Source organism: Streptacidiphilus cavernicola (assembly GCF_042510955.1).
Lineage (GTDB): Bacteria > Actinomycetota > Actinomycetes > Streptomycetales > Streptomycetaceae > Streptacidiphilus > Streptacidiphilus cavernicola.
In genome coordinates this window covers 165,161-179,947 of sequence record NZ_JBHFAB010000002.1, presented here as the reverse complement: position 1 = coordinate 179,947, position 14,787 = coordinate 165,161, and the positions used below count along the sequence as shown (strand labels likewise).

The 14,787-nt window shown below is 71.6% G+C and carries 15 protein-coding genes and 2 pseudogenes; 9 read left to right on the top strand and 8 right to left on the bottom strand.

The genetic code is table 11. The annotated features are described in order from the left end of the window. Window positions 1–79: 79 nt before the first annotated feature. A complete protein-coding gene (locus tag ACEZDE_RS02970) occupies window positions 80–490 on the top strand; it encodes a hypothetical protein (protein ID WP_380531624.1) in 411 nt (136 codons plus the stop codon). 21 nt (window positions 491–511) lie between these two features. On the opposite strand, the gene ACEZDE_RS02965 is transcribed toward ACEZDE_RS02970, so the two are convergent. The 4 genes from ACEZDE_RS02965 to ACEZDE_RS02950 all read right to left on the bottom strand — a co-directional run bounded on the left by ACEZDE_RS02965 (window position 512) and on the right by ACEZDE_RS02950 (window position 2,829). Then, window positions 512–958, bottom strand: coding sequence for a hypothetical protein (locus tag ACEZDE_RS02965; RefSeq protein ID WP_380531622.1), 447 nt, complete (start codon window positions 956–958; stop codon window positions 512–514). Between the two features lie 105 nt (window positions 959–1,063). Further along, the gene (locus ACEZDE_RS02960; RefSeq protein WP_380531620.1) at window positions 1,064–1,672 is read right to left on the bottom strand and encodes an SMI1/KNR4 family protein; all 609 of its coding nucleotides are present in this window, start codon (window positions 1,670–1,672) and stop codon (window positions 1,064–1,066) included. Between the two features lie 198 nt (window positions 1,673–1,870). Next, window positions 1,871–2,506, bottom strand: a complete 636-nt coding sequence (locus ACEZDE_RS02955; protein ID WP_380531617.1) for a hypothetical protein — start codon at window positions 2,504–2,506, stop codon at window positions 1,871–1,873. Window positions 2,507–2,538: 32 nt separating this feature from the next. Continuing rightward, a complete protein-coding gene (locus tag ACEZDE_RS02950) occupies window positions 2,539–2,829 on the bottom strand; it encodes a DUF4265 domain-containing protein (protein ID WP_380532330.1) in 291 nt (96 codons plus the stop codon). 145 nt (window positions 2,830–2,974) lie between these two features. Between ACEZDE_RS02950 and ACEZDE_RS02945 the strand changes: the two genes are divergently transcribed. Then, window positions 2,975–3,286: a hypothetical protein gene (locus tag ACEZDE_RS02945; RefSeq protein ID WP_380531614.1), complete on the top strand. Its 312-nt coding sequence runs from the start codon at window positions 2,975–2,977 to the stop codon at window positions 3,284–3,286. Further along, on the top strand, window positions 3,286–3,594 hold the full coding sequence (locus ACEZDE_RS02940; RefSeq protein ID WP_380531611.1) for a hypothetical protein: 309 nt from the start codon (window positions 3,286–3,288) through the stop codon (window positions 3,592–3,594). The genes ACEZDE_RS02945 and ACEZDE_RS02940 overlap by 1 nt, the downstream gene beginning before the upstream one ends. Before the next feature lie 239 nt (window positions 3,595–3,833). Here ACEZDE_RS02940 and ACEZDE_RS02935 read toward each other — a convergent pair. Further along, window positions 3,834–4,052 (bottom strand): annotated as a pseudogene (locus tag ACEZDE_RS02935) (barstar family protein); the annotation flags it as partial. Between the two features lie 135 nt (window positions 4,053–4,187). On the opposite strand from ACEZDE_RS02935, the pseudogene ACEZDE_RS02930 reads away from it, so the two are divergent. Together ACEZDE_RS02930 and ACEZDE_RS02925 are read left to right on the top strand one after the other, a co-directional pair. Then, window positions 4,188–5,437, top strand: a pseudogene (locus tag ACEZDE_RS02930) (IS256 family transposase). Then, the gene (locus ACEZDE_RS02925) at window positions 5,434–5,904 is read left to right on the top strand and encodes a hypothetical protein (protein ID WP_380531608.1); all 471 of its coding nucleotides are present in this window, start codon (window positions 5,434–5,436) and stop codon (window positions 5,902–5,904) included. The pseudogene ACEZDE_RS02930 and the gene ACEZDE_RS02925 overlap by 4 nt, the downstream one beginning before the upstream one ends. 8 nt (window positions 5,905–5,912) lie before the next feature. Here ACEZDE_RS02925 and ACEZDE_RS02920 read toward each other — a convergent pair whose 3' ends face one another. Beyond that, window positions 5,913–6,362, bottom strand: coding sequence for a CPCC family cysteine-rich protein (locus tag ACEZDE_RS02920; RefSeq protein ID WP_380531605.1), 450 nt, complete (start codon window positions 6,360–6,362; stop codon window positions 5,913–5,915). A 225-nt stretch (window positions 6,363–6,587) separates the two neighbouring features. On the opposite strand from ACEZDE_RS02920, the gene ACEZDE_RS02915 reads away from it, so the two are divergent. Next, the gene (locus ACEZDE_RS02915) at window positions 6,588–6,905 is read left to right on the top strand and encodes a UBP-type zinc finger domain-containing protein (protein WP_380531602.1); all 318 of its coding nucleotides are present in this window, start codon (window positions 6,588–6,590) and stop codon (window positions 6,903–6,905) included. 71 nt (window positions 6,906–6,976) lie between these two features. Further along, window positions 6,977–8,083 (top strand): PP2C family protein-serine/threonine phosphatase, encoded by a 1,107-nt coding sequence (locus ACEZDE_RS02910; protein WP_380531599.1) that lies wholly within the window; start codon window positions 6,977–6,979, stop codon window positions 8,081–8,083. Between the two features lie 80 nt (window positions 8,084–8,163). Here ACEZDE_RS02910 and ACEZDE_RS02905 read toward each other — a convergent pair whose 3' ends face one another. Beyond that, the gene (locus tag ACEZDE_RS02905; protein ID WP_380531596.1) at window positions 8,164–8,814 is read right to left on the bottom strand and encodes an AfsR/SARP family transcriptional regulator; all 651 of its coding nucleotides are present in this window, start codon (window positions 8,812–8,814) and stop codon (window positions 8,164–8,166) included. A gap of 253 nt (window positions 8,815–9,067) precedes the next feature. On the opposite strand from ACEZDE_RS02905, the gene ACEZDE_RS02900 reads away from it, so the two are divergent. Beyond that, window positions 9,068–12,160 carry an AfsR/SARP family transcriptional regulator gene (locus ACEZDE_RS02900; protein ID WP_380531593.1) on the top strand — a complete coding sequence of 1,031 codons (3,093 nt, stop codon included), beginning with the start codon at window positions 9,068–9,070 and terminating at the stop codon, window positions 12,158–12,160. Between the two features lie 69 nt (window positions 12,161–12,229). After that, window positions 12,230–12,409 carry a hypothetical protein gene (locus ACEZDE_RS02895; RefSeq protein ID WP_380531590.1) on the top strand — a complete coding sequence of 60 codons (180 nt, stop codon included), beginning with the start codon at window positions 12,230–12,232 and terminating at the stop codon, window positions 12,407–12,409. A 191-nt stretch (window positions 12,410–12,600) separates the two neighbouring features. Here the strand turns inward: ACEZDE_RS02895 and ACEZDE_RS02890 are convergent, their stop codons facing one another. Then, window positions 12,601–14,748, bottom strand: a complete 2,148-nt coding sequence (locus tag ACEZDE_RS02890) for a dipeptide ABC transporter ATP-binding protein (protein ID WP_380531588.1) — start codon at window positions 14,746–14,748, stop codon at window positions 12,601–12,603. Window positions 14,749–14,787 lie beyond the last annotated feature (39 nt).

The window sequence follows — 14,787 nt, the reverse complement described above, 5'->3', positions numbered from 1 at the left end:
TGCGCGTCAACGCCAAACGGCTCCGTACCTGGGCCGACGACCACGACCGCACCCGCATCGCTGCTGAGGAGGACCCCGCGTGAGCCCCGCGCCCGACGAACGCGACCGTATCCGTGCCGCCATGGACCGTATCCTCGCCGGCGCCCCCGAGCGCTCCAACGGCGCCCTGACCATCGTCGCCCTGGCCATCGAAGCCGATTTCCCCAGAAATGCCCTGACTCAGCGTCACCTGGACCTGAAGAACGAGTTCTACAAACGGGTCAAGATCCAGGGCGGCACCAGCGAGGTCGAGACCCGCCTCCACACGAAAATCGTCACACTCAAGACGACGATCGCGAACAAGAACGCCGAGATCGCCCGGCTCAAAGACGACGTCAACGGGTTCCTCGCGGAGAACACCAGACTCACGCTCGAGAACCAGGAACTGCGCGACGTGCTCAGCGGGACAGCCGCCAACGTCACGCCGCTGCGGTCCGGTCCAGGCCGCTGACAGTGACTCTGGCCCGACGTCCTACGTGCCGCTGCCCCATCGCGAGTAGCCCCGCTCGATCTCAGCCAGGTACTGGGCCAGGTCAAAGCGGACTTCTTCGACGACACGGTCCCCGACACCTGGGTACATCAGATCGCCCCAGATCACGGTCTGCTTCCGAAGCCGGATCCGGATTCCGACCACCGAGACAGTGTCGGAGCCCTGCCCGTAGGTTGCCACGTCCACACTCCGGGCTTGATCGGTCGGGTAGAGCGGGCCTCCAGGCCTGAGCAACTGACTGGGATGGCCGCCGACCGCGCCGTTGTAGGCGCGCGCGATCAAGTCGAGGCCGTCGACAAAGAGGTACGTGTGCACGGTGCCGCAGGTGGGCGGCCCGGGGCAGGTGGCGACCAGCAGTGTGCTGACTGAGGCGTGCCCCTGGCGATCCGTACGGCCGGCACGCAGCAGACGTGGGGGCTTACGCGGCATCCGACCTTTGCGACATCACGGTGCCGATCATAGGCGGCCAATCATCCGTCCAGCAGTTCCTTTTCCAAGCCGCAGGTCATGCCCTCTTGAGATGCCAGTTCCTGCTCAACCCGCAGGCTTCCAGTTCAAGTCGCCCTGCTCGTCGACTTCGCCCACACACGTCGCCTCGGCGCCGCCGAGAGCGGCATGCCGCAGCAGCACCGGCGTCTGTGTCTCGAGTGCGGCAGCGACATCCCGAAGCATCGAGCCGACCGAGTCCCACAGGGGTACCCCCAGTCCCCAGCGCTCGTGGTCCCAGAGGAATACCGCCCCGTAAGATCCGCCGGGCCGAAGGTCAACAATCAGGCCGTCACCGCCGGGGCTCATCGCGATCGGCATGAACTCCGGCAGGAACCGAGGTTCCGGCTCCCCGTTCGCGTCGAGTGTGGGCCCCTCCTGCTCTGCGACGAGCAGCCAGGTCTCCCTGGTTTCCAGCGCCTCGTCCAGTGAGACCGGGGCGAACGACCCGGGAATCCAGTAACCGGCGCTGACGTCGGCCAGGGCCCACCACTCCTGCAGGTCCACCGGGAGTGGCACGGCAAGTGAGACCTCTACGGTCTCCAGGCGGCCAGGGTCCACTGCTGGTCTGAGCGGAACCCACCGGGCACGGGCCTTCAGCCAGAGGCCGATTCGGTCCCATGACTCCCGTACTGCATCCTGATCAATTGAGGTCATGGCGCGCAGTCTGCCAGCCCGCTACGACAACTGCTCCCGACCTCATACCCCGCATCTGGCCCCGGCCTGCGCGACCGCACCCACCTCAGGGTCTTCCCCAACTGCACCTGGGTCGACTACGTCACCGCCCAGTTCCAGGTGATCGAGTCCAACCTGGAGACGGCCGCCAGCTACGGATCCCAGCAGCTGCATCCGCGGTCAGCGAACCCAACTGTCGCGGCCGACCAGGCGTGCCTCTCTCCTCAACACGTCGAGCGCTGCCCGAAGCCCTTCCACAGCTGATTGGAATGCCTTCGTGGTCTCCGGCCCCAGTGTCGGAGACGGCGGAGTGTCCCAAACGCCGTCGCCGACTGCTGCGGCGAACCGCTTCCATGCGGTCCTGTACAGATTCGTGCACCGCTCGAGCTCGGCGGTGCAGTCCCACCAGGCATCACCGATCGCTCCGCCCTTGGTGCACGCCAGGAGATAGTTGACCTCCGCATAGGCAGTGATCATCTCCCCGGTCAGGGCTCGCCGCTGCGAGCCGGAGAAGCGGTGACTCAGGACCTCGATGAACAACTGGTGCGGATTGACGTACGGGTGCCGATCGTCGGGAAGCGGTAGACCCGGTATCGGGCCGAGCGCCAGGGGTCGGTCGGGATCGCTCAGTTCGTCGAGCCTTGCCGTGATCTGCTCCACCGACTCCGCGGCACTGCTGAGGCACGCGGCCCGCTCGGCCCTCCTGGCCGGTTCGACGCTGTGCATCATCCGCACCTCGCCGACGATACGGCCCAGTGCGTTCACCAAAGCCCGGGCCCAGGTGTCGGGGCCGTCCAGGTACTCGTCGTCTGTCACGGCCACATCATGCCGGGCCGAGCCCGCCCAGGTCACCCGGTTGCAGCTGCCCTCCAGGCGGCGGTGACGCAACCTTCCTCCCAGTGCCACCACTCCTTGGCAGCCCCGTGCTGCAACAGCTTCTGAATTCTCGGGAGGTCCGCTCCCGGCGGGACATCCAGCGCGACCATCCGGTACTTCTCGATTCCCTCACCGGTCGTACCGAGCCGGTGGAAGACCTCCAGCACGCTCTGCCGGGCAGCTGCTGAACCGCCGTCCTTCAGCACGATCAACCGGATCGTGCAGTTCTCCGACGCCCTGACCGTCTCCCCAGCCCAGTGCAGGCCCTGTCCATCCGGAAGTGGACCTTCACATGGTCGGCGCTGATGTTCGTCATCGCGCCATCATCCCTGCTGCCCCCACGCCGCCGAAGACTGTCCCCGCCTGGGAACCGATCGCAGTGAAACCGGCCCATGCCATCATCTGCGGATGAGTGAGTACTCCTGGCCCGACGACGGGCCCCTCGTCGGGGCGCGAGCCCAGGCCGCCTGGGCGGCGACCTGCCGGGCCCTGCCGCTGGGAACCCAAATCACCGGCGAGGTCATCGGTCACCAGCCCTTCGGCGTCTTCCTCCGCATAGACGCGGTGCCCGACGCGCTCGGCCTGGCCGAGATCATCTCGATGCCCCGTGAAGCGGCGTTGCCACAGCTAGGAGAGCGGGTTGGCGGCGAAGTCCTCGGCCACGCAGACCACAACTGCCAGGTGAGAATCAGGCTCGACGGGAGTGAGGAGGGGATGTGATGTCCAAGACCAGGCAGGAGTGGCGGGACAGACTCGGCCGGCCCGCCATGGTCGTGCTGTTCAGAACCCCGCTCAGATGGCGCTACGCGGTCTACTTCGCCGAGCCCGGCGGTGTATTCGACGGCGCTTTGACCGACGAGCCGGCCGACGGCCCGCCCGAATCCGCCCAGGCAGCCATGCGCCAGTGGATCCAGGACACCTTCCAGCAGCCCGTCGCCGTCGCCTGGAAGGCCAGCGATCAGGCGGATCGGTGGACCGGAACCGTCCACCCAGTCCCCAACCCGCCACCGGAGATCACAACCCCATGACACTGACCCGTATCAACCTCGCCTCCGGACGCACCATCGGGCTGGCAGAGCTACGGATGTCCTCGACCTACGGCGGACTGCTGGAGGGCTACCCGTTCAAACGGATGAACGACCTCAAGCTCCACTGACAGGCCCGGCACCTGTGCGCGCACCAGGCGGAAGATCTCGGCCACGGGACCGTAGGCGTCCTCGCTCACCTCAAGCACACCGTCATAGACGATGTTGAACGCTTCGGCGGCGGCCTCGTACCTCGCCAGTAGGCGGCGGAGCGTCGCTGCTGCCAGTGGTGCTCGAAGTTCCAACTCGGCCCAATGGACGAAGCGAAGTTCCGTGGGCATCTCGACGAGGCCAGTGATCGCATCCCAGAATGCGTCCCAGTTCATGCCATAGAACGCGGGGAACTTGAGCTGTGCCTTGAGGAGCGCGTGGAGGTCGCGCTCAGTGCGTACGGGGCCCACGTCGATCACCACGGAGCAATGCTCAAGACTTGTGGATCGGTTCCGGGAGGGCACGTGGAGGGCGTACCTTCCCGAATGATCCTTAAGGTCTCCGAGTAGGCCCGCGTTGCAGCGCGGGTCGGGAAGGTACGCCCCGTGCTCAGCGTAGTCACCGACGACGGCTCCACCCAGTCCGGCTCCCTGATCGATGAGATTGTCCGCGAAGGTGCCCGCCGCATGCTGGCCGCCGCCCTGGAGGCGGAAGTCAACCAGTACATAGCCGAGTTGGCGGCTGAGACCGACGAGGCTGGTCGACGCCTGGTGGTCCGCAACGGCCGCCACCGTCCCCGGACCGTGGCCACGGCCGCCGGGGCCATCGAGGTCACCGCGCCCCGGGTGAACGACCGCCGCATCGACGAGTCCACGGGCGAGCGCAAGCGGTTCTCCTCCAAGATCCTGCCGCCGTGGTGCGCAAGTCGCCCAAGGTCAGCGAGGCCCTGCCGCTGCTCTACCTGCACGGACTGTCGTCGGGGGACTTCGTGCCCGCTCTGGAGCAGTTCCTCGGCTCCGCCGCCGGGCTCTCGCCGGCCACCGTGACCCGGCTGACGAAGCAGTGGGGCGAGGACCACGCCGCCTTCCAGGCCCGCGACCTGTCCGACCGCGACTTCGTCTACGTGTGGGCCGACGGCGTCCACCCCAAAGTCCGCCTGGGCCAGGCCCACTCGTGCGTCCTGGTCCTACTCGGAGTGCGCGTGGACGGCACCAAGAAGCTGATCGCCATCGCCGAGGGCCTGCGCGAGTCCACCGAGTCGTGGGCCGACCTGCTGCGCGACTGCCGCCGTCGCGGCATGCGCGACCCGGAGCTGGTGGTCGGCGACGGCGCGATGGGCCTGTGGAAGGCCCTGGCCGAGGTCTTCCCCGCGGCCCGACACCAGCGATGCTGGGTCCACAAAACCCGAAATGTAAACAATGCCCTGCCGAAGTCCGCACAGCCGGGCGCGACGAAGGCGATGCAGGAGATCTACAACGCCGAGGACCGCACCCACGCCGAGAAGGCGATCGAGGCGATCGCGAAGACCTACGGCACCAAGTGGCCCAAGGCCGCCGCAAAGATCACCAACGACCAAGAGGAACTGCTGGCGTTCTACGACTTCCCCGCCGAGCACTGGATCCACCTGCGCACCACGAACCCCATCGAGTCCACGTTCTCCACCGTCAAGCTCCGCACCAAGGTCACCCGCGGCGCGGGCAGCCCCGCCGCAGCCCTGGCCATGGTCTTCAAGCTGGTCGAGTCCGCCCAGGACCGATGGCGCGCGATCACCGGCGCCCACCTGGTCGCACTCGTTCGCGCCGGCGCCACTTTCGAGAACGGTGCCCTTGTCGAGCGGCAGGAGCAGGTCGCATGACCGACGACGCACTCCAGTCGCAGGAGCCGGCCGAGCACCTGCGCTTCCGGGCCTACCTGAGCGCGCTGGAACAGGTCACCGACGCCGACGAGCCCGGGCTGATCCGTGAAGTCCTCGCCGATCCGGGCCAGATGATGGCCGCGTCCGCCGTCCTACGGCACCTGGACCACCGCGCCAGCGCACTCCACCTCGGACCTGACTACGTGCCCTGGGCCGAGATGATGACCCAAGCCACGACGGGCTCTCCGTTCCTGGGGCAGCGCCTGCATGAATGGTCCCTCCTCCGGGCCGTCGCGCTGGGTCAGCCCTGGCACCCGGACACCCTCCTGGGCTCATCCAACTGGCTTCAGCTCACGATGGCCACCACGTCGAACACCGACGCGGTCAGCCTCCTCGCCGAGCAAGGCCGCACCAAACGGATCCGCAGCACCGCCAAGACCACCCTCCAGCGGCACAGCTCACACTGAGCCGCAGGTCACCTCATCCACAAATCTTGACTATTGCTCATCACCACGTAATCGCCGGCGCCCGGCTCCGGCTCCTCGGAGAGCCCCCAGAAGGAGGGGAGCCACCAGCACAGAACTGACCGGTCATCGGGCCAGGGGCGGCGATCTTCGCTCCCCCAGTCCTCGAAAGTGTCCATGGCCGGGTCGATCGGTCGCCAGTCGAGGCAGAGCGGCTCATCAGCTGCCGGTGGTCGCACAGACCGCCTACCTTGCTGATCGCAAGCCTCGAAGTCCTGGAAGTTCCGCTGGGCCTGGACCAGCGAGACCCGGTTAGCGCCGCTCGGCATGAACGGCCATCGGAACTGCACCGCGTCGTCCTCCCAGAAGCAGACAGGGCAGATGACGTGCGAACCGGGCCACCCCTCCTCGATATCGAAGACGAGATGACCACAGCAGGGACAAGGCCGACGGGTATCCACCCCAGAAGTCTGGCCGGGTGCCCTGGCCACCAGCGACTCGATTTCGCGAAGCGATCTTCGACTGGCCCCTTTCGGCCCTGACCAGTCCAACTCGTCAACCCCATGCTCCGTGATCACGCCAGGGCCTACACAATGACTTGCCAGGGAAGCACATGCCTCCACCGTGCCACGGCGGCCTCGGGTGCGACAGGCGGCGGGGCTGGAGGCGCGGGTAGCGTGACCGGTATGAGCGTGACCGTGTGGCAGGTCGCCGAGGTGCCCGGGGCTTCTGTCCAGCCGTCCTGCGACCACCTCGAAACCGGGGATCCGCCGCTGCCGGAACCGCTCGGCTGTGCGGAGTGCCTGCGCGGCGGCGGCCGATGGGTCCATCTGCGGCAGTGCCTGACCTGCGGACACGTCGGCTGCTGCGACAGTTCACCGGGTCAGCATGCCCACGCTCATGCCCGGCCCGGCCACGACGTGGGGCGACCGCTGGAGCAGGGCGAGACCTGGGCCTGGTGCTACACCGACGAAGCGTTCCTCCGGCCGGCCCGCCGCCGCTGAGCCGCCGTCCCCGGGCTGGCGGGCGCCGTAGCCCGCAGACTTGTCGGTAGAGCCTCCGGGAGGAGCGTGCCGTGGCCGAGAAAGCGCTGCTCGGGCCGAAGCCGGGGCTGAGGCCTGGATGGGCCCGGCTGCCGGTGCGGGCGCGGCATCTGCTGGTCGGCGCGTTCGCGCTGCTGGCCGCCGCCGCTGTGGTCGACCTGGTCACCGGGCCGGCCTCCACCGTCTCGCCCGCCCTCGCCGCGATCCCGGTGCTGGCCGGGGCGGTCACCCGCTCGGTGAAGGTCCCGCTCATCGCCGGGGCGTTCGCCGCCGCCTGCGTCGGGCTGCTGGCCCTGGCGAACCGGGCCGTTCCGGCCGACGTCCACGTCGCCGCCCTGATCGCGGTGCTGGCGGTCACCCTGGCCAGCGCGGCCAATGTGGTCCTGGTGCTGGCCAGGGAACGGGAGCTGCTGCAGGTGCGGACGGTGTCCGAGGCGGCCCAGCGGGCGCTGCTGCGCCCCGTCGCCGGGCGGGTCGGGCCGCTGCGGGTCGCCGTGCGCTATGTGGCGGCAGCCGCCGAGGCCCGCATCGGCGGCGACCTCTACGACCTGCTGGACACGCCGTACGGGATCCGGATCCTGCTCGGGGACGTTCAGGGGAAGGGACTGGCCGCGGTGGAGACCGCGGCCGACGTGCTGGGCGTGTTCCGGGACACCGCCAGAACCGAGCCCGACCTGGCCCGGGTGGCGGAGCGGCTGGACGCCGCGCTCGCCCGGCGTCCGGGCGGCGAGCGGTTCGTCACCGCCGTGCTGCTCACCGTGCCGCACCTGGCCGACCAACCGGCCGAGGTGGTCAACTGCGGCCATCCGCCACCGCTGCTGCGCCGCGGCGGACGGGTCGAGGCGGTGGAACCGCCGTCCTTCGCGCCGCCGCTGTCCCTGCTCGGGCTGACCGGCGGGCACTACCGGGCCGGTCCGCTGGACCTGCGCCCCGGCGATCTGCTGCTGCTCTACACCGACGGAGTGTCCGAGGCCAGGGACCGGGAGGGGCGCTTCTACCCGCTCCCCGAGCGGCTGGCGGCGCTCCCGGCGCAGGACCCGGACGGGGTGCTGGACCAGCTGCTCGCCGACGTCGTCGGCTACGTCCCGGACGGGCTGACGGACGACGCGGCGCTGCTGGTGTTCCGCCGCGAGCCGTAGTCGGCGGGCGGCCGGTGTCCTTCCGCGAGCCGTAGTCGTCGGTCGGCCGGCGGTCGCTCGGACGGCGGGTCGGACGGTGCTCACCAGGCCAGCGGCGGCCCGTCCGGGTGCGGTGGGCGGGGCGCCGGGGTGCCGTGTTCGCGCCAGAGGTCGGAGGCGACCTCGTGCAGGGCCTGCAGCCTGATCCGCTCGGCGGCGGCGAAGGGGCCGGGCAGCCCGCTCAGCGGCGTCCCGCGCCAGAGCGCGAACGCCCGCGCCAGCAGGTCGGCCGAGTCGCTCGGCGAACCCTCGCGGAGCGCGTGGGCCGCGCCGACCAGCCGCTCGAAGGCGATGCCGTCGACGCGTCCCGGCGCGATGTCCAGCAGGTAGCCGTCGTCGGTGCGGTGCAGCAGCGAAGCGGCCTGGTCCGGCCAGGACGGTCCGCCGAGCAGGGTGCGCAGCCGGTCGGCGTCCCGGCGGAGCTCCTCGGCGGCCCAGCCGTCCGCGTCCGCGGCGTGCGTCCCCTCCCCGTACAGGCCGTCGACCAGTTCCGCGCGGCTGACCTCCTGGCCCGCCCGGAGCGCCAGCACGGCCAGCACCGCCCGCTGCCGCGGCGATCCGGTCAGCAGCGGACGGCCGCCGGACCAGGCCCTGACCGGGCCGAGGAAGGCCAGGTAGGGGGATTCGGCGGCGGTCAGTGCGGCGGCGACTCTGACCGCGGGCCGGGAGGAGAGGACAGCTGTGCGTCTCACGCTTCACGCTCTTAGGGCTCGGACCGGTGCGCCGACCAGGGTGTCGGCGTCAGGGGGGAGACGGTAGGAGCAGATGGTCAACACCCGTTCAACGTGGCGGAATCGGGCCGTTGCGGGGAATGTCCCGGATACCGCCGCATACCGTTTCGGCGGCGGGCGGATGTGGTGGAACCGCCGCCGGTGCTAGGGTCCGTGGACGCCGCACGGGAGTTCCACTCCCGGGTTCCGCGTCGCAGGGGAGACGAGACGGACCATGGACAAGACGGAGGAGGACCAGGCGGGTCCTCCGCTGGAGTTCCAGCTGCTCGGACCGGTGCAGGCCCGGCTGGACGGGGCGCGGCTCGAACTGGGCTCGCCGCAGCAGCTCGCCGTGCTGGCCCGGCTGCTGCTCGCCGCGGGCCGCGTCGTCCCGATCCAGGACCTGGTCGACGGCATCTGGGGTGAGTCCTCGCCCCCGCGCGCGGTGGGGACGGTGCGCACCTACGTGTCGCGGCTGCGCGCCCTGCTCGACCCGGGGCGGGCCGCTCGCGGCCGGGACGAGGTGCTGCTCTCGGTCGGCGACGGCTACACGCTGCGGATTCCCGAAGGATCGCTGGACCTGACCGCCTTCCTGCGGCTGCGCGCCCGCGCCGCCGAGCAGCGGGGCGCGGGCGACCAGGCCGCCGCCGGGGCGCTGCTGGACCGGGCGCTGGCGATGTGGAGCGGCGAACCGCTGGCCGGGGTCCCCGGCGGGTTCGCCGAGCGGGAACGGGACCGCATCGCGGCGCTGCGCTTCGACACGGTCGAGGAGAAGGCCGCGGCGGACCTGGCGCTGGGACTGCACGGCCAGGCGCTGGCCCTGCTCGGGCCGCTGGTCGCCGAGCAGCCGATGCGGGAGCGGCCCAGGGCGCAGCTGATGCTCGCGCTCTACCGCGGCGGCCGGCAGGCCGAGGCGCTGGGCGTCTACGCGGACACCCGGCGGCTGCTGGTCGCCGAGCTGGGCGTCGAGCCGGGCTCCGAGCTGGCCGCGCTGCACCAGCGGATCCTGGCGGCCGACCCGGACCTCGACCTCGCGCCGCCGCCCAGCGGCCCGGACGACACCGCGGCTGCGGTCGTCCGCCCGTCTCAACTCCCGTCCGACATACCCGACTTCATCGGCCGCGCGGACACCGTCGACTATCTGCTCCGGGCCCTCACCGAGGCGCAGCAGGGCTCGGCGGTGGGGGTGCACGCGCTCTCCGGCCTCGGCGGCGTCGGCAAGACCACCCTGGCCGTCCATGTGGCGCACCGGGCCCGCGAGTCCTTCCCGGACGGCCAGCTCTACGCGGACCTGAACGGCACCCAGTCGGTCCCGGCCGACCCCGCCGACGTGCTGGCCCAGTTCCTGACCGCCCTCGGCACCGCCCCCGACCAACTGCCGGAACGGCTGGACCAGCGCAGCTCGCTGCTGCGCTCGCTGCTCGCGGACCGGTCCGTGCTGATGCTGCTGGACAACGCCAGGGACGCCGACCAGGTCCGCCCGCTGCTGCCGGGGACGTCCGGCAACGCCGTCCTGGTCACCAGCCGCACCCGTCCGGCCGAGCTGCCCGGGGTGCGGCTGCTGGACGTCGGCGCGCTGGAACAGGACGAGGCGGTGTCGCTGCTGGCCGCGGTCGCGGGTCCGGGCCGGATCGCCGACGAGGAACCGGCCGCGCGGGCCCTGGTCAACGCCTGCGCGCTGCTGCCACTGGCGGTCCGGATCGTCGCCGCCCGGCTGGCCGCGCGACCGTCCTGGACGGTCGGATCGCTGCTGGCCCGGCTGGAGGACCAGCGTCGGCGGCTGGACGAGCTGCGGGTCGGCAGCCTCGCCGTGGAGGCCACCTTCCAGCTCGGCTACCAGCAGTTGACGGAGCGTCAGGCACGGGCCTTCCGACTGCTGGCGCTGCCGGACGGGCCCTCGCTGCCGGTCCTCGGCGCGGCGACCGTGCTCGGCGGACGCGAGCGGGAGGCGGAGGAACTCGCCGAGTCGCTGGTGGACGCGGGCCTGCTGGAGGCGGACGGGGCCGGCCGCTACCGCTACCACGACCTGCTCCGGCTGTTCGCCCGCTCCCGGGCCGAGGCCGAGGACGGGGCGGAGCTGTGCGGCGGGGTGCCGCTGGTGCTGCTGGAACGGCTGCTGGAGCGGGTCTGCGACGCCTGGCGCACCCTGATCGGCGATCAGACCCTGACCTGGCGGCTGCACCCGGGCACGAGCGGGACGGCCGGGCAGGGCGTGCTCTCGGGCACGGGCGGCCTCGGCTCAGGCCAGGCCCCGGGCCTGGCCCCGGGCTTCGCCGACGAGGACTCCGCGTGGGGCTGGCTGCGGGCCGAGCGGCAGTTGGTGCCCGCCGTCGCCGAGCAGGTGCTGCGGCACACCCCGGCGCAGGGCCTGCGGGCGGTGGTGGACCTGTTGATCGGCTGGATCTGGCTGTTCGAGAACGAGGCCGCCGCGCAGGGCTTCGCCCCGGTCCTGGCGTTCGCCCTGGACACCGCCCGGGAGCAGGACGACCCGCGCAGCACCGGCCGACTGGCCTACCTCACCGGGCTGCTGGCCGCTCTGGCCGGTCGCACGGCCGAGGCGGAGCAGCACCTGAGGGACGCCCTGGAGCTGCTGGAGACCGACGACAACCTGGAGATCCGCTACACCGCCGCCGCCGAGCTTGCGCTGACCCTCAACTCGTCCGGCCGCCCGGAGCAGGCGCTGCCCTACCTGGAGCTCGCCCGCCGGCTCAGCGCGGAACTCGGCCATCTGGCCGACGAGGCCCGGCTGCTGGGCAACATCGCCCGAGCCCATCTGACCGCGGGACGCAGCGCCGAGGCGGTCCGCGCCGCTGAGTCCGCCTTCGCGATCGCGCAGACCTCGGGCAACCGCGGCTGCCTGGCCGACGCCGTCTACCAGTTGGGCATCGCCCAGCAGGGTTCGGGCGAACCGGCCGCCGCGGCCGAGCGCTTCCTGGAGGCGGTCGGCCTGTTCCGGGCGCAGCAGCGCCCCTCGCTGGAGGGCCCGGCGCTGGCCCGACTGGCCGACTGCCGCACCGACCTGGGCAGCCCCGCCGCGGCGGTGGTCCTCGCCGAGCAGGCCCTCGACCTGGGCAGCACCCATGACCTGCGCTACTGCCAGGCGCTCGGCCAGGCCGCGCTGGGGCGCGCCCTGCTGATGCTGGGTCAGGAGTACCGGGCCGGAGGGTGCCTGGCCGAGGCGCTGCGGATCTACGAGGAGCTGAACTCGCCCGAGGCGGCGGGGGTGCGGGTCCTGCTGGCGGGAACCGGGGCCGGTCGGGAGAGCGGAGCGGGGGCGGTCGCCGGGGCCGATCAAGGCGGTCGGCTGACCTCGTTGATCGGATATTGATCAGAGTCCGCCAGAATGGCGGTCGTGCGGGAGAGTCCGCATCGGGTGAGTCAAACAAGGAGATGCGCCATGAGCACACCGGAGGAGTCAGCAGTTCCGGCCGACCAGGACCAGACCGCTGTGGAGTCCGTCGTCACCGACGCGGACGACACGGCAGCCGACGCCTCGGCCGACGACACCCAGCCGGATGGCACGTCCGACTCGGGCGGCTCCCCGATTCGTCCCGACCACGTCCGCACCCAGCCGTAAGGGAGAAGCGGCAGGGGGCGACCGAGACCGGGGGGAATCGGGAGCCGGGGGGAGTCCCGAAACCGGGGGGAACCGGGCCGGGGGGAAACCGGGGGGAGCGGGGGAGTGGGGGAGCGCCGGAAACGGCGTTCCCCCGCCGCCGTTTCCGGCGCTTGCGGCGCTTGCGGGGCGGGGGAACGGCTGGGGGGTGACTAGCCGCCGGAGGCGTCCTCGGTGGCGAGCGCCGGGGTGTCGGGGAGCGGCGACCGCAGTGGGAAGTGGCAGGCGGCGGTGTGGCCGGTGTCGAACAGGCGCAGGGCCGGTTCCTCCTGCGCGCAGCGGTCCTGGGCCAGCGGGCAGCGGGTGCGGAAGCGGCAGCCCGAGGGCGGGTCGATCGGGCTGGGCAGTTCGCCGCTGATCCCGGTGCCGCGCTTGGCCCGTTCCAGCGCCGGATCCGGCACCGGGACGGCCTTCAACAGCCCGGCGGTGTACGGGTGGGCGGCACGCAGGTGGATGTCGTCGGCGCTGCCGACCTCGACCATCCGGCCGAGGTACATGACGCCGATCCGGTCGGCGAGGTAGCGGACCACCGCCAGGTCGTGCGAGACCACCACGTAGGACAGGCCGTGCGCGGCCTGGAGCCGGTTCATCAGATTGAGCACCTGGGCCCGGACCGACACGTCCAGTGCGGAGACCGGTTCGTCGGCGACGATCAGCTGCGGGGTGAGCGCGAGCGCTCTGGCCAGGCCGATCCGCTGGCGCTGGCCGCCGGAGAACTCGTGCGGGTACAGCTCCGCGCCGCGCTCGGGCAGGCCGACCTCGGCCAGCAACTCGGCCACCCGGGCCTTCTGCTGACGGGCCGTGCCGATGCCCTGGATCTGCAGCGGCTCGCGCAGGATGCCGCCGACCCGCATCCGGGGGTCCAGCGAGGAGAACGGGTCCTGGAACATCATCTGCAGGTCGCGCCGCCGTCGGCGCAGCTCACGGCCGCGGAGTCGGCCGAGGTCGGCGCCGTCCAGGGCGACCGTGCCGGAGTCGGGCCGGTCCAGGCCGACCAGGAGCCGGCCGAGCGTCGTCTTGCCGCAGCCCGACTCGCCGACCAGCCCGAAGGTCTCGCCGGGGGCGAGGGTCAGCGAGACGCCGGAGAGGGCGTGCACCACGCGCCGGGCGCGGCCCGGCAGACGGGTGCCGGGGATCGGGAACTCGCGCACCAGGTTCCGTGCTTCGAGCAGCGGAGGCCGGTCGGGGACGGCGGTCGTCGGCAGCGGGTGCGGCGTCGGTGAAACCTTCGGCAGGGGGAGCGGGCGGGACTCCGGTCGGATCTTCGGCAGCGGCAGCACCTTCGGGCGGGGCACGGTCGCGGTGGCGTCCGGGGGCAGTGGGCCGCTGGTGGGATGCCAGCAGGCGTACCGGTGGCCGTCCGGGCCCTCGGGGCCGGTGAGCTCCGGTTCCTCCTCGCGGCAGCGGTCGGTGGCGTAGTCGCAGCGGGCGGCGAAGCGGCATCCGCCGGGCGGGTCGGTGAGGTCGGGGGGCAGGCCGGGGATGGTGCGGAGCTGCCGGTCCGGGTCCTGGTCCAGCCGGGGCACGGAGGCCAGCAGGCTCTGCGTGTAGGGGTGGCGCATGCCGCGGAACAGCCGGTCGGTGCCGGTGCTCTCGGCGATCCGGCCCGCGTACATGACGTTGACCCGGTCGGTGTGTCCGGCGGTGACCCCCATGTCATGGGTGATCAGGATCATCGCCATGCTCAGCCGGCTGCGCAGGTCGGCCAGCAGGGCGAGGATCTGCGCCTGGATGGTGACGTCCAGGGCGGTGGTGGGCTCGTCCGCGATCAGCACCCGGGGCTCGTTGGCGAGCGCCATGGCGATCAGCACCCGCTGGCGCAGGCCGCCGGAGAGCTGGTGCGGGTAGTCCCGCAGCCGCTCGCGCGGGTGCGGCAGGCCGACCAGCCCGAGCACCTCGGCGGCCCGTTCGGCCGCCTCGGCCCTGGTGCAGCCGCGGTGCAGCAGCACGGGTTCGGCGACCTGGTGGCCGATGGTCTTGGTCGGGTCGAGGGAGGTCATCGGGTCCTGGAACACCATCGCGATGTCGTTGCCGCGCACCCGGCGCAGTTCGCGCTCCGGCAGCCCGACCAGCTCGCGCCCGTCCAGCCGCACCGAGGACCCGCCGACCAGCGCCCCGCCCGGCGGCAGCAGCCCCAGCAGGGAGAGACCGGTCATCGACTTGCCGCAACCGGATTCGCCGACCAGGCCCAGGGTCTCGCCGGCCTCCAGGGTGAAGGACACGTCGTCCACGGCGCGGACGACGCCGCGGCGGGTGGTGATGTGGGTGGTGAGGTTGCTGACCTCAAGGAGCGGTGGCACGCGGGTCCTCGGTTCTGTTGCGGCAGGCGGGGGTGCGGC

Coding starts and splice junctions, on each gene's coding strand:
- ACEZDE_RS02965 (WP_380531622.1), bottom strand. CDS start 958: ATGCCGCGTAAGCCCCCACGTCTGCTGCGTGCCGGCCGTACGGATCGC.
- ACEZDE_RS02960 (WP_380531620.1), bottom strand. CDS start 1,672: ATGACCTCAATTGATCAGGATGCAGTACGGGAGTCATGGGACCGAATC.
- ACEZDE_RS02945 (WP_380531614.1), top strand. CDS start 2,975: ATGAGTGAGTACTCCTGGCCCGACGACGGGCCCCTCGTCGGGGCGCGA.
- ACEZDE_RS02940 (WP_380531611.1), top strand. CDS start 3,286: ATGTCCAAGACCAGGCAGGAGTGGCGGGACAGACTCGGCCGGCCCGCC.
- ACEZDE_RS02925 (WP_380531608.1), top strand. CDS start 5,434: ATGACCGACGACGCACTCCAGTCGCAGGAGCCGGCCGAGCACCTGCGC.
- ACEZDE_RS02915 (WP_380531602.1), top strand. CDS start 6,588: ATGAGCGTGACCGTGTGGCAGGTCGCCGAGGTGCCCGGGGCTTCTGTC.
- ACEZDE_RS02900 (WP_380531593.1), top strand. CDS start 9,068: ATGGACAAGACGGAGGAGGACCAGGCGGGTCCTCCGCTGGAGTTCCAG.
- ACEZDE_RS02895 (WP_380531590.1), top strand. CDS start 12,230: ATGAGCACACCGGAGGAGTCAGCAGTTCCGGCCGACCAGGACCAGACC.